This is a genomic window from Colwellia sp. 6M3 (assembly GCF_014077595.1).
Taxonomy (GTDB): domain Bacteria; phylum Pseudomonadota; class Gammaproteobacteria; order Enterobacterales; family Alteromonadaceae; genus Cognaticolwellia.
On the sequence record NZ_JACGWF010000010.1, the window covers coordinates 18,474 to 31,860 of the forward strand.

The 13,387-nt window shown below is 38.3% G+C and carries 10 protein-coding genes; 6 read left to right on the forward strand and 4 right to left on the reverse strand.

Annotated features, from left to right (window positions below):
- Positions 1–114 precede the first annotated feature (114 nt).
- Positions 115–2,478 carry a penicillin-binding protein 1B gene (gene mrcB / locus H4J50_RS03940; RefSeq protein ID WP_182254570.1) on the reverse strand — a complete coding sequence of 788 codons (2,364 nt, stop codon included), beginning with the start codon at positions 2,476–2,478 and terminating at the stop codon, positions 115–117.
- A gap of 175 nt (positions 2,479–2,653) precedes the next feature.
- Here mrcB and miaA point away from each other — a divergent pair, with 175 nt between their 5' ends.
- On the forward strand, positions 2,654–3,565 hold the full coding sequence (gene miaA, locus H4J50_RS03945) for a tRNA (adenosine(37)-N6)-dimethylallyltransferase MiaA (protein ID WP_182254572.1): 912 nt from the start codon (positions 2,654–2,656) through the stop codon (positions 3,563–3,565).
- A gap of 233 nt (positions 3,566–3,798) precedes the next feature.
- Here miaA and H4J50_RS03950 read toward each other — a convergent pair whose 3' ends face one another.
- Positions 3,799–4,131 carry a PBPRA1643 family SWIM/SEC-C metal-binding motif protein gene (locus tag H4J50_RS03950; RefSeq protein WP_108454995.1) on the reverse strand — a complete coding sequence of 111 codons (333 nt, stop codon included), beginning with the start codon at positions 4,129–4,131 and terminating at the stop codon, positions 3,799–3,801.
- Between the two features lie 228 nt (positions 4,132–4,359).
- Between H4J50_RS03950 and H4J50_RS03955 the strand changes: the two genes are divergently transcribed.
- The 3 genes from H4J50_RS03955 to H4J50_RS03965 all read left to right on the forward strand — a co-directional run bounded on the left by H4J50_RS03955 (position 4,360) and on the right by H4J50_RS03965 (position 7,825).
- A complete protein-coding gene (locus H4J50_RS03955) occupies positions 4,360–4,770 on the forward strand; it encodes a hypothetical protein (RefSeq protein ID WP_182254574.1) in 411 nt (136 codons plus the stop codon).
- A gap of 347 nt (positions 4,771–5,117) precedes the next feature.
- Entirely contained in the window at positions 5,118–6,017 is a 900-nt protein-coding gene (yddG, locus tag H4J50_RS03960) for an aromatic amino acid DMT transporter YddG (protein ID WP_182254576.1), read from the forward strand.
- A gap of 275 nt (positions 6,018–6,292) precedes the next feature.
- Complete coding sequence (locus H4J50_RS03965) at positions 6,293–7,825, forward strand: S10 family peptidase (protein ID WP_182254578.1); 1,533 nt, start codon at positions 6,293–6,295, stop codon at positions 7,823–7,825.
- Positions 7,826–7,885: 60 nt separating this feature from the next.
- On the opposite strand, the gene hrpB is transcribed toward H4J50_RS03965, so the two are convergent.
- Positions 7,886–10,468: an ATP-dependent helicase HrpB gene (gene hrpB, locus H4J50_RS03970; protein WP_182254580.1), complete on the reverse strand. Its 2,583-nt coding sequence runs from the start codon at positions 10,466–10,468 to the stop codon at positions 7,886–7,888.
- Positions 10,469–10,620: 152 nt separating this feature from the next.
- Here hrpB and thpR point away from each other — a divergent pair, with 152 nt between their 5' ends.
- Positions 10,621–11,190, forward strand: coding sequence for an RNA 2',3'-cyclic phosphodiesterase (gene thpR, locus H4J50_RS03975; protein ID WP_182254582.1), 570 nt, complete (start codon positions 10,621–10,623; stop codon positions 11,188–11,190).
- A 118-nt stretch (positions 11,191–11,308) separates the two neighbouring features.
- On the forward strand, positions 11,309–11,716 hold the full coding sequence (locus tag H4J50_RS03980) for a hypothetical protein (RefSeq protein ID WP_108454990.1): 408 nt from the start codon (positions 11,309–11,311) through the stop codon (positions 11,714–11,716).
- A gap of 238 nt (positions 11,717–11,954) precedes the next feature.
- Here the strand turns inward: H4J50_RS03980 and pepB are convergent, their stop codons facing one another.
- On the reverse strand, positions 11,955–13,259 hold the full coding sequence (gene pepB / locus H4J50_RS03985) for an aminopeptidase PepB (protein ID WP_108454989.1): 1,305 nt from the start codon (positions 13,257–13,259) through the stop codon (positions 11,955–11,957).
- Between the last annotated feature and the right edge of the window lie 128 nt (positions 13,260–13,387).

Sequence of the window (13,387 nt, forward strand, 5' to 3'; positions counted from 1 at the left end):
ATTAATAGAGAAACTCTTTTTTACCATTTAACCATAATGCTTATACGAGTTAATTCCAGTAATAAATCAACAAAATTGAGCGCTAAAAGCTTAACATTTGAATTCACTATAAAACTAATTACCAAATAATTTTTCTAACCAAGATTTTTTCTTGTTTTTGGTCGGTGCTTCTTCACATGCCGTTTCATAAATTAATCCCGTGGTTACCGCTGGCAGCATTTGCGAGTTATCGCAATTTTGCGTAACGGGGCGCCCGTTTTTATTGTCAAAGCGCACTAAATCTATACTTTCAGGTACCTGAGTACGTCGACTCACTGCACCATTTTTATGCATAAATTCGGCAAATAATACTAAGGCTCCACTGCTACCGGTGAGTTTAGTTGGTTTGTTATCGTCTCGTCCTATCCACGTGGTGACTAAAAGGTTGTTGTCATAACCAACGAACCAGCTGTCGCGAAGATCATTGGTTGTGCCTGTTTTTCCAGATAAATTTATATCTTTTAATCGCCATGCCAGTGACCGAGCAGTACCTGACGTTGTAACTTTATTTAACGAAAAGTCGAGCAAATAAGCCGCTTGAGTCGAAATAATTTGTTGCTCTAACGCTTGAAATTGCCATAAGGTTTCACCGCTCCCACTAACAACACGTGTTATCGCGTGCGACTTTTCAGCCACACCTTTATTAGCAATAGGGATATAGAGTTGATTTATTTCAATGGGTGACATATTTAATGAGCCCAATAACATCGAAGGACGCGTAACAATATCATCCTGATAACCTAACAAATGAATAGCTTGAGCAACATTATCTAAGCCTAATTGCATACCTAAATTCACCGTAGGCACGTTCAGGCTAGATGCTAAGGCTTCAATCAAGTGCACTTGGCCTCTATATTTACCATCGTAATTTTTAGGTCGCCAAGCTTGGCCGTCTTCACTTGACAGAGTTATGGCTTTATCTTCAATTAATGTCGCTAAATTAAAACGTTGATAACGCTCCAAAGCACCAAGAAATACGGCAGGCTTAATCAGCGAGCCAATAGGTCGCTTAGCGTGTAATGCACGGTTAAAACCAGCATAACCGGCCTCCTTCCCACCGACTAAAGCACGAATCTCACCTGATTTAAAATCAGAGACCACCATCGCCACTTGTAATTCAGCGGCAGAACCTTGCTCCAAAGCAGGTAATTTTTCATCAATGCTCGCTTGCAGGGCTAACTGTTGATTAATTGAAAAACCGGTAAACACTCGCACACCTGATTGCTGTTGGTATTGTGATAAATGTTGCGACAGTTCAGCTTTAACCAATTGCAGGTAGGCTGGAAATTTTTGTTGTTTTACACGACGTTTCTTTCGAATCGATAAAGGCGACTCAACTGCTTGCTCAAATTCAGGCTGCGAAATAATTTCTTGCTGATACATTAACCTTAAAACTAGATCTCGACGTTTAATGGTGCGTTCAGGAAAGCGCCAAGGGTCATAGTAACTAGGCCCTTTAACTTGACCAATAATCATCGCCATTTGTTCTGTATTAAGCGATTGAATTGACTTACCAAAGTAAAATTCTGCTGCTAGCCCAAAGCCATAAATACCATTGGCATAATGTTGACCTAGATATACCTCGTTTATGTACGCTTCTAACAATTGATCTTTGCTGTATCGGTACTCCAATATCAGCGCCATAATGGCTTCATTGGCTTTACGCCATAAGGTTTTATCGCGCGTTAAAAACATATTTTTAACTAATTGCTGCGTTAAGGTACTGCCACCTTGAACCGTACGACCTGCCATTAAATTTTGATAAAGGGCACGTAAAATACCCAGAGGTGAAACACCATGATGAAAGTAAAACTCGCGATCTTCAATTAATAACAAAGTATCTAATAGCTTTGTCGGCACTGCTTGTAAAGAAACTAGCACTCGATCTTCTTTGCTCTCTGGTAAAATTCTATCAAGTAAAAGCGGCTCTAAACGTAATTGAGTGACTTTTTCATCATTAATATACAAAGCCTTAACTTTGTCGTTAGCAATATCGAAGGTAACTTTATTTGCCGGCTCCACACCCGCGCCAAAATCAAATGCACGACGATAAATAATCGCACGACTTTTTGATAAAGCAAATTCACCAGGGCGATGAACATGCGTGACTTTTTTATACCTATTAGCGGTTAAAGCTTTCTGAAGGTTAGTAAGTATTAACTTGCTACCAATTTTATATTCTTCTACAGCACCAAATACTTGAACGGGTACCTGCCAGCGTTGACCTTCAAACTTGTCACGAACTTTTCCGTCGAGATAAATACTGTAAAGAAACAGCACAAATACGCCTATAAGCGTTAGTTTTAACAAAAACCAAAATGACCAACGTAATATTCTTTTTACCCGGTGACTCGTTATTTCTTCGGTCGCCTCTGAGGTTTTAGATTGGTTAGTTTTTGATTTTTTACTGGCTGTTTGCGGCGCTTTTTTGACTGTCATACTTTATTCATACTTAATTTAAACTAACTCTTGGATATACGATTAATCGCTTATAATAATCTAGCTGAGACCATATCCCAACCGATAATTTTTAAAGTCACAAGTTAGGTCGTCACAGATAAAAATTAGCGATATAATTCAGCCATAAGTTTTCATCAATATTTATAGGTTAGTTATGTCTGCATTTAATATGCTGGTTGTACTGGGTTCAACAGCATCAGGGAAAACCAAATTGGCGGTTGAACTTGCTAGAATGTTAAATGGGGAAGTGATCTCAGCCGATTCAAGACAAGTTTATCGTGGTTTAGATATAGGCAGTGGCAAAGATCTCGATGAATATCAAGAAATTAAGCATCACCTTATTGATATTGTTGATCCCGGCTACGAATACAATATTTTTGATTTTCAACAAGATGTTATTAACACCTATGAAAAAATCAGCAATAAAAATAAATTAACTATTATGGCCGGTGGCTCAGCGCTATATGTTGACTCAATATTAAAAGGCTATAGATTAATTGAGGTGCCCGAAAACAAAACACTAAGAGCAACTTTAGACAAGCTTAGCCATGAACAATTAACTGAGCAGTTATTACAACTTAAGCCAAATTTACATAACACCACAGATCTGATTGAACGTGACAGATTAGTACGCGCCATAGAAATTGCGCTAGGTGAACAAGCAGCAAAAAACACAAAGAATGACTTCCCCGAATTTAAATCAATTATTTTTGCCATCAAATGGCCAAGAGAAGTTATTCGTGAGCGTATAACGCTAAGATTAAAGCAGCGCATGGAACAAGGTTTAATTGAAGAAGTAGAGCAACTGCATGCACAAGGCGTTAGTTGGGAGACCTTATACTTTTACGGTTTAGAGTATCGCTACATTGCCCAGCATTTACAGGGCCAATTAAGCAAAAATGACTGTTTTCAAAAACTAAACTCTGCAATTCATCAGTTTTCAAAGAAACAAGATACTTGGTTACGCCGATTAGAGCGAAATGGCGCTAAAATTCATTGGTTAGAGGGTGACAAAGATGTTCTGGCTCAAGCCATGTCTGTTATCGCGAAAATCAATAATCCGTAATCATTGATCAGTGCTCAGTAATAAAACAAGAGCAACCGTTGAACAGTTGAACATTCTCGACTAATCGTTTGGCTTGTAAGGTGAGTTATTAAGCTTGAAGGGTTAACCGAGCTGCATAGAGATAGTGCTTAGCTTAACTAACGTCGATCATAAATCGTGAACGGCGTCAGTTTGTTATGGGCAGATAAGTAACTTAAGCCGACTTAAGTTACTTTCAGTTCAGTTAAGTTAAGTTATCCACAACACTTTTTATATTTTTTGCCACTGCCACATACGCAAGGATCATTACGGTTTGGTGTTTTTTCAAACCTTGTGGTGGTTGGTTTGTTGAGTATTGTGGTTAATTCCTGAATATTCTCATCAGCGGTGCTATCTACCGTAATCTCAGCAAATAATTCATTCTCTTTAACGATTTCTGCCACAGCTATTTTTTTTTCTTCACTTGTAACCACTAAGGTTAACGGATTTTTTTCTGTTCCTATTTTAACAGCACGCTTAGTGTTATAACCTGTTTTAACATGGTTTACTCTGGTGTGGATACGGCCTTTGTAATACAGATCGTGCATGATGAACTCCGCTAAATGAAATACTAAAATTTAAATACTGGGTTTGCGCGCGGCAGTATAACGTAAAATCTAAAATAGTCGACTGTTCAATGATAGAACTTAAGGCTTATGCCCTACTCATGAAGCGATATACACTTGATCAGCATATAATTTACCACTTAAAAAATGCTGTTTATTTTATCTAACCATGCGAAAATAATTTTTTTAATCCACAAAGCGAACACAATAATGAAAAAGTACATCACACCTCTTCTTATTTCTTTTTTATGTTTTACCGGATTCAGTCAAAGCTCAATAGCGGCAGAAGATTACACCATCAACACTGATAAAATATTAGTGACGGTTGTACTTAAGCATCAGCAAGATAAAAGCTTAACCGAGTTACAGAAAAAAATGGATGAAAATCGATTTTGGCAATCATTTCCACCCAAGGGCATGGAAATAGACTCATGGTATGTGATGATGGGTTTAGGGCAAGTCATTACCCTTAAAGTGGCACCTAAAGATTTACGTACACTTAACCTAGCGATTGAAAAGTCAGCATGGGGCATTTTTGACACTAATATTTACCCTACGTATGAATTTAAAGACATTGCACAATCAATCAAAGCCAAAAAAGCACTCACCGATAACCAGTAATATTGATTTTTACTATTAGTGAAGTAAGCAGCGTAGTGACTTTTTGATATCAGTATAATTGCACAAAGATATTAAAATGGCAGTCAAGGCTGCCATTTTAGTATCTATTAAGCATGTGGATTAACCATGTGCATTAACTTATAAAATTTTTAACTTTCTTCTGCGGGCCATATCGCTCAACAAGCCTACCCCACTTTATAGTAATGGCAATATCACAGATAAATAAGCTAACAACGTTGAATCTGCCGTAGCGACCCCATAAAAAATAGCATTAGCCTATTGCACATATCACTTTTAGTCGTGATAGTGTTCGTCTAATTAACTTCTGATATTAGTCCGCGTTCTTTATGTCTTATCTCACTAAAAATAAGTACACTTTTTATGGTGTTATCGCCATTCTACTGTGGAGCGCTGTAACGGCTTTAATTCGGGATTTATCCGAGTTATTTAGTCCTATTGGCGGCGCAGCTATGATGTACACCGTTAGTGCTATATTTTTAATGTTTGTTATGGGCATACCAAAAATAAAGGATTATCCAAAACAGTACTTAATTATTGGTGGCGGGTTATTTGTTACTTATGAAATCTGTCTTGCCCTATCTTTAGGCCTGTCTAATAGTCGGCTTCAAGCGATGGAAATGTCTATTATCAATTACTTATGGCCTGCGCTCACTGTTCTTTTGAGTGTTGTTATCAGTGATAAAAAAATCAATATCTTAGTTTATCCCAGTATTTTATTAGCATTTACAGGTGTTGCTTGGTGTATTTCTGGCGATCAAGGTATCTCGATAAGTACTTTACTGAATAACATTTCAGACAACCCACTGACGTATTTAATGGCTTTTTCGGCAGCAATAATTTGGGCGATATACTGTGTAGTGACACAAAGCATCAGTAACGGGAAAAATGCGATTACACTTTTCTTTAGCGCGACCGCTGCAACGTTATGGGTACAATATTTTTTCAGTAATGAACCAAGCTTACAATTTACCTTGCCCTCAATGTTAACCTTGTTACTTTCTGGCATCGTTATAGGGGCAGGTTATGCCTTGTGGAATCAAGCATTAATAGGTGCAGATATGATTTTATTAGGCACTTTATCTTACTTTACGCCGGTATTTTCTACGCTTTTTGCTTCGGTGTATTTATCTATTTCCCTAACGGGATCATTTTGGCAAGGTGTCGCACTGGTCACATTAGGTTCTCTCATTTGCTTTTTAGTTACTAGAGACAAAAAACATATTTAGCAGAGAATAAATATAAAAATGTTGGCTTAATATTGACTTAATACTCAGTGTTATAATGTAATTGTCATGACTCAAGTAAATGGTAAAAGCTAATTTTATAGCGATTTCTGATGTAAAATTATCGAGCCAATTCGGGCCTAAAAAATCAGCTAAAAACAGCCTTAGCAACAGTCTGTTTTCTACAAAAATTAACCATTACAATTGTGCTTTATAAATTGACAATCACATATACCTCCCCTATAAATAATTGATATTATTATATTTGGAAAATTCATATGTCGCTTAAACCCCACCTTAGATTTATCTGTATTAACCTTTTTATTGTCTTGAGTAGTACGGTTTATGCCGCAGATACTGTCAAAGAAAATAAAGCGTTAAACGCCATAGCACAAGCGCAACAATTTATTAGTGAACATAAAGGACGTTTTAATGGTAAGAGCATTAATTATACGGCAACAGCGGGGGAAACTTATTTAAGAGATAAGCACGGAAAAGAAACAGCAAGTATTTTTACTTTTGCTTATACCAAAAAAAATAATAACAAAGATAAAAATCGACCGGTTACCTTTATATGGAATGGCGGACCAGGTTCGGCTTCTACATGGCTGCATATGGGCGCATTTGGACCCAAGCGAGTAAAAGTACCAAGCGATGCACAATTTCCTGGCGCGGCTCCATATCCGATATTGGATACCGCAGAGTCTATACTCGATGTTTCAGATTTAGTGTTTATTGACCCTGTAGGTACCGGTTTTTCTCGTGCATTAGGGGAACATGAAGGTAAAGAATTTTGGGGATTGAAAGAAGATGCCGCTTCAATGGCTGAATTCATTAGAACTTGGATCACCGAAAATGGTCGCTGGAATTCTCCTCGTTTTTTATTAGGTGAAAGCTACGGTACAACCCGTGCGGCAGCGGTGGCTAAAATTTTAGAGAATGATTTATCAATTAGCTTAAACGGCATTATTTTTATCTCGCAGGCATTAGATTATCAAGGGTCGAGCCCTTATATTCGAGATAATTTAATCTCTCATATTACTTATTTACCAACAATGGCAGCTGCTGCGGTTTATCATGGAAAAGTAAAACCAACACCTGAGAATTTGTCAAACTTTCTCAGCGAAGCAAGAACATTTGCCACTGATGAGTTAATGCCAGCATTATTCAAAGGCAATACCCTGAGTAAAGCGACTAAAAATCATATTAACGATCGATTAGCTTATTTTACTGGCTTAGCTCCGTCGTATATTGATAGAGCTGAATTGCGTATTCAAGGTTTTCATTTTGCTAAAGAGCTTTTACGCGACGAAGGTTTATCGATAGGGTTGTTAGATGCCCGCTACACAGTTGATGAAGTTGATGATTTAAAAGCAACGCCCGGTTATGATGCCAGTCGCGCCATTTCGTCAGCATTTAATTCGGCACTAATGAGTTATATGCGCAGTGATTTAGGCGTGGATTGGAGTCGCACTTATTTATCACCAGCTGATGATGAACTATCTAGTCAGTGGAGTTGGCGCACAGCACCAAAAAATAAAGCTTGGGAGCCCACTTACGTCAACACAGCACACGATTTATCAAAGGCTTTGCGTATTAACCCTGCACTTAAAGTCTTTGTTGCTTCTGGCTATTATGATTTAGTAACACCATTTTTTGATGCAGAATACACCTTGAATCGCCATGGAATAAAGTCTGAACAAATTCAATATAAATACTATCACGGTGGTCATATGATGTACGTAAATGAGCCTACCCGAATAGATTTATTGAATGACACACGAGCTTTTATTCAACAACAAATAAAATAAAAAATATGCAAACCTGAGCATACAACTGAGTGAGTTAACATTGGCCAAAATGTTGCTCACTTAGCCTTTAATATGGCGTTTCGTTTTACGTGTGGCTTGCGCATTTGCGGGATCATCTGGCCAAAAATGCTTCGGATATTTTGACCTCATATCCTTTTGTACCTCACGATAACTGCCCTGCCAAAATGCCACTAGATCTTGGGTTATTTGAATGGGTCGTTGTGCTGGCGACAATAATTCAATAATTAAAGCTACTTGGCTATTATGGTTACTATCACCTACCGACGGCGTCGAGCTGACTCCATATAATTCCTGCATAGGTAAAGAAACAATAGGTGCTTGCTCTAAGCTGTAGCGAATTTTGCATTTTCGCCCTGTTGGTCCGGTAAAGTAGTTGGGGGCAAGTTGGTTAAAGATTTGCTGTTGTTGATAACTTAATTGGCTGAGTAATGCTTCTGCTAAATCAAGCTTATCAAGCTGTGTTTTACTCGTTATATCTACTAAATACGGCCCAAGCCATTGCTCCAAAGTACTCAACAAATGTATTTCACTTACATCCTCAAAGGCTAAATGTTTTTGCGTTTGATTAAGCCAGCGCCAGCGTAATAAAAGCTGCTGTGTTTGTTCATCAAGTTTAAGCCAACTAAGCCCGCGTTTTCGAATTTGTTGGCACCAACATTCAACGATCAACTCAGTCGACAGTTTTTGTAGGGTGTTTTCTTCACTGATCACCAGTGAGCCAATAACTTGCTGATTAGCACAACGTATACGATTTTGTTTATGATCAAAATGCAGATGTGTTTTACTTTCTACTGCGACTACTTGCCAAGCAATGGCTTGCGATAAGTTAATGTCGGCTGCCAATCCAATAGCTAAGGTATTTTGACGTTGAAAAAACTTAACCGCTACTAGGTACTCTTTATCAGCTAAAGCATCACCACTATTCATGACTAACCCTTTACCATAAGCCGTTAAGTAATTACCTTGATGATCTCTTTGTTTAGCTAGGCGTTCTGGATAAGCGAGCATAAGTAATAGCCCAGTACATTGCAGTGGCAATTGGGCTGCCGTATTACAAATGCGCTTGTTTGTATTTGTTAGTTCAAAGTCACTTGCGTCATTGCCTTGTCGAATCGCCACCTGATATAAACGCTGAGCTTGTTGAATTATTCGTTGATGCTGTGGCTTTTTAGCTAGCTGTAAAAGTTGGGTAATACGTTGCGTTATATCGCAGTTATCTAGGCGCTGTTCAGCGCTAAAAATATCGCGTTCTTCTAATAAGCTCGCCAATAAACACGCTAGCGATAATAAATGTTCAACCTGCTGACTATGCTCAAGCTGCAGCGCCGCTAGTAACATTTTCGCAAATCGTGGATGACAAGGAAAAGCAGCCGCTTGTTTACCTTGAGCGGTTAATTGATGCTTGTGAGTTACCAATGCTAAATCGATTAACTCTTGCCACGCTAGTTGCTCTTTTGTTGCGTTAGGCATTTCTATCATCGGCAACTGTTCACAAGCCGTTGCTCCCCACCTAGCGACTTCCATCAGCATGGGAAGTAAATCCGCCTGTTGAATTTCACTACTACTTTGCTCACTTCTGCGTTCAAAATCATCTTTACTGTATAAACGAATACAGTGCCCAGCTTGCAATCGCCCAGCACGACCAGCACGTTGAATGGCAGAAGATTTTGCAATACTGCGTTGCTGTAGTTTATTACTCAGTGTTTGCACATCATAAATCGCAACATTTTCTAAACCAGAATCAATAACTAAATCAACACCTTCAATGGTTAAGCTAGTTTCTGCAATATTAGTTGCTAGTACTAATTTATGATGACCGCTTGGCGCTGGTGCAATAACTTGTTGCTGCTGTTGTAGCGACAATTCACCGTACAATGGACACAATGTCATGTTTGCAGGCATAAAAGGCGATAATTGTTCGGCTAAATAGCGAATATCGCCAGTACCTGGAAGAAACATTAATATCGAACCTTGATGCGAGTTCACCAAAGATTTTAAAACTGACAGTGCGTGCTGACGCCAAAGGCGAGTATTACTTGGGGCTTGGTAGTTAATATCAACGGGAAAACTTCGCCCTTTGCTTTCCAACGCTACCGCATCAGGTAGCTGATGATTTATCGCTTCTGTCGCTAAAGTTGCTGACATTAAAAGAATTTTTAAGCCTTCTCGCAGACCTTGTTGAATATCGCGTGTTAATGCGAAGGCTAGATCAGCGTTTAGCGAACGCTCATGAAACTCGTCAAACACAACTAAGCCACAAGCCGATAGTTCTGCATCGTGCTGAATTATTTGCGTTAAAATACCTTCTGTAATAACTTCTAAACGGGTGTTTTTTGAAGTTTTACTTTCATTTCGAAGTCGATAACCAACTGTGTTTCCAACACTTTCACCTAACTGTTGAGACAGGTAACAAGCAATGTTTTTTGCCGCTAATCGCCGAGGTTGCAAAAGGTATATTTTCTGACCCGATAAGCAAGGTAAGTCTAATAACCATAGCGGTAAGCAAGTTGACTTGCCAGCACCTGGCGGTGCAGTAAGTAAGATGGTTTTATGATGATTTAATGCGACAATAACATCGTCTTTGATGTCATTAATAGGCAGTTGATTGGCCGATATCGTCATATTCTGAAGTGTTTTAGTCTGTTTATAATTTCATGATAGTAATGTTACCATAACCACGAATGATCGTTGTTTTGTATCAAGCACTTTATTAAATAATTTATCTTATTCTATGTCACTAATTCTCTAATGCTAAACACAATAACGGAACAAATATGAAAAAACGTATGTTTATTGCCTTAGATATTTCAAGCGCTGATAAAGTCAAAGTTGCGCAATGGCGAAAGCAACATTTAGACTTACCATTTAAAGCAATTGATGAAAATAACTTTCATGTCACATTGGCTTTTCTTGGCTTACTAGAGCAAGAAAAACAAGCCAATTTAACAGTACTAATTAATCAACAGCACCATTTAATTCAACAACAACTCAATATGTTAGCAACACAAGATATCAGTTTTTCTTTACGCTTATCTAAAGTTGGGTACTTTAAAAAAGCGCAGGTATTACATCTTATGCCGGAAAGTTGTCCCCATTGGTTAATGTATTTAAATGAGGTGATTGTTGAGTTAAGTCTAAACAGCAATATCACATTAGAAAATTATCGCTACCAACCTCACTTAAGCTTATACCGTAAAGCAAAGTCATCATTAATTGAGACTAACAATATCATCGAAAAGACAGCAGTAACTCAGACATTAAGTATCAAGAGCTTTAGCTTATATCACTCATTCTCTTCAGAATATGGCGTTCAATATATACCAATTCAAACGTGGAAGCTTTAAATTAAATCGGTTAATTTACATACAAATTAAATTTGCAAATTTTAAAATTTATGCTTACTTGGCAAAAGAATAAAATGCTGCTATCACTTGTGACCCTATTTTTAAATGGAGTTTGATAATGGAAACAATAGTCGAGGATAAGTATTCGATAGCGTCACGATCGAACATTTTACAAGTTGAAGCCTTCGGTCCATTTAATGACCAAGTAACTGAAAAATATATTGACGATATGTACAGTGCTTGTGATCAGTTTTCTGGTCAACCTTGGGGGTTATTAATTACTTTTTATGGTAACAGTGTTTTTTCGCCTGAAGCTGAGGAAGCCCTTATCAAGGTTAATAAATACCGAGTAGAAAAAGGCTTAATTGCTAATGCTAGTGTGCTAATTGATAGCAGTACCGCGGATATTCAACAATTGCAGTTACGCAGAATTTACCAAGCATGTAATATTACTTTTTATGTTTTTAGTGACATCAACTGTGCTCAATCTTGGTTAGAACAATATTTACAGTACAACAAGACTTAATAAGAGGTTGAAATATAGACTTGCCGACTCTTCAGAAGTTTTCGGCCTTACATTTTAGACAACTAATACCTATTTCTATATTCCCTCATTTCGCCTGACGAAAAAATAAAAATTATTACAGGGTTAGAAAGTTATTTCTGCCAATGCTCAATAGCGCTTTAGCGATAAGAATAGCGAAAGCTTTGAACTTCCGCCATTCGTTGTCTTAATAACATCTTAATAAAATCTTAATTGATTATTATTGAGTAATTAAGTCGGCAATGGTAGCGATACAAAGACCTGTTGCGCCTGCTGCCCAAAGTCCAGACTCAGTTCCATTGTAAGCGCCTGCTAAGTCAAAGTGTAACCAGCCAGCACCGTCATTATCAACAAAGCGTGATAAAAAGCCTGCTGCATTACTTGCTCCACCAGCTCCACCACCTTTTACTGTACGACTGTTTGCTGTATCAGCAAAAACTGACGGACACTTATCTTGATGCCAAGGCTCTAGAGGTAATTGCCAAATAGCTTCGCCAGTTGCGGTTGCAGAAGTTTGAGCTTTAGCTACTGCACTTTGGTCAAGTGCGAACAAAGCAGTGTAATCACCACCTGTGGCACCTACAGCAGCACCCGTTAATGTCGCCGCATCGATAATCATCGGCGCACCCGTTGCACTTGCCGCCATCAAACCATCGGCAAGTACAAGACGACCTTCAGCATCGGTATTGGCTATTTCACAAGTAACACCGTTTTTATAAGTAATAATATCGCCAAGTTTATAAGCATCACGGCTGATCATATTTTCTGCACAACAAAGGTACAATTTAACGCGTTGATTTAATCCTTGCTTCATTGCCAATGCTAACGCACCTGCAACAACGGCAGCTCCGCCCATATCGCACTTCATATCAAACATGCCTGCGTTACTTTTTATACTATAACCACCACTGTCAAAAGTAATCCCCTTGCCCACTAGGCATGCCGCTACTTGAGCGTTGTCGTCACCCGTAGGATTAAAGTCTAACTCGAGTAAGCAGGGTTCATTAACACTACCTTTACCTACATTGTAAATACCCATCCATTGCTGTTCTTTCAACGCTTCACCTTGAATCAGGCGTGAAGAAACATGCGCTGGTGCAATATTTTTAATATAGTCTGTGGCCAGTTCGGCTAATTTTAATGGATATAGCTCTGCCGGAGTTTGGTTAGTTAAATCACGGCTCCAAGCATAAACGGCTAATTTATTATTCAGGCGTTCAATTAAAGCGGGGTCGCCACAAAAGCTGATATTTTCTAATTTATTAACACAACTAAAACCAAGTGCAAATGCCCATTGGCTTGCTTCGTTCCAGTCGTTACCTTGTAAAGTCGCATGCTCAATGCCTAGTTTTTCTATTTTACGTGCGGCCATTTGAATTTTTCGTAAGCGAAAATCAGCGTCTTGTGGTAAATAAATAGCAATATTATCTTGGGTAATTTGAAGAGTTTTATCTTGCTGCCAACCTTGAGTAAGATTAGTTGGGGTCAACGTTATTGATACTGGGGCAGAATTAGCTGTTGTCATGTTATCGCCTTTACATTAATTTTAAGCTGATAGTTTACACTACATAAATAAATAATTAACCTAAACACCTAGTTGACCAATAAGGCTTTCTTATTAGATATCGGCTAAATGTTAGATCAATCACTAAA

What these genes read in the sequence shown, in the direction of transcription:
- yddG (WP_182254576.1), top strand. Translation starts at nt 5,118, where the DNA reads ATGTCTTATCTCACTAAAAATAAGTACACTTTTTATGGTGTTATCGCC.
- H4J50_RS03950 (WP_108454995.1), bottom strand. Translation starts at nt 4,131, where the DNA reads ATGCACGATCTGTATTACAAAGGCCGTATCCACACCAGAGTAAACCAT.
- mrcB (WP_182254570.1), bottom strand. Translation starts at nt 2,478, where the DNA reads ATGACAGTCAAAAAAGCGCCGCAAACAGCCAGTAAAAAATCAAAAACT.
- hrpB (WP_182254580.1), bottom strand. Translation starts at nt 10,468, where the DNA reads ATGACGATATCGGCCAATCAACTGCCTATTAATGACATCAAAGACGAT.
- H4J50_RS03955 (WP_182254574.1), top strand. Translation starts at nt 4,360, where the DNA reads ATGAAAAAGTACATCACACCTCTTCTTATTTCTTTTTTATGTTTTACC.
- H4J50_RS03980 (WP_108454990.1), top strand. Translation starts at nt 11,309, where the DNA reads ATGGAAACAATAGTCGAGGATAAGTATTCGATAGCGTCACGATCGAAC.
- H4J50_RS03965 (WP_182254578.1), top strand. Translation starts at nt 6,293, where the DNA reads ATGTCGCTTAAACCCCACCTTAGATTTATCTGTATTAACCTTTTTATT.
- miaA (WP_182254572.1), top strand. Translation starts at nt 2,654, where the DNA reads ATGTCTGCATTTAATATGCTGGTTGTACTGGGTTCAACAGCATCAGGG.
- thpR (WP_182254582.1), top strand. Translation starts at nt 10,621, where the DNA reads ATGAAAAAACGTATGTTTATTGCCTTAGATATTTCAAGCGCTGATAAA.
- pepB (WP_108454989.1), bottom strand. Translation starts at nt 13,259, where the DNA reads ATGACAACAGCTAATTCTGCCCCAGTATCAATAACGTTGACCCCAACT.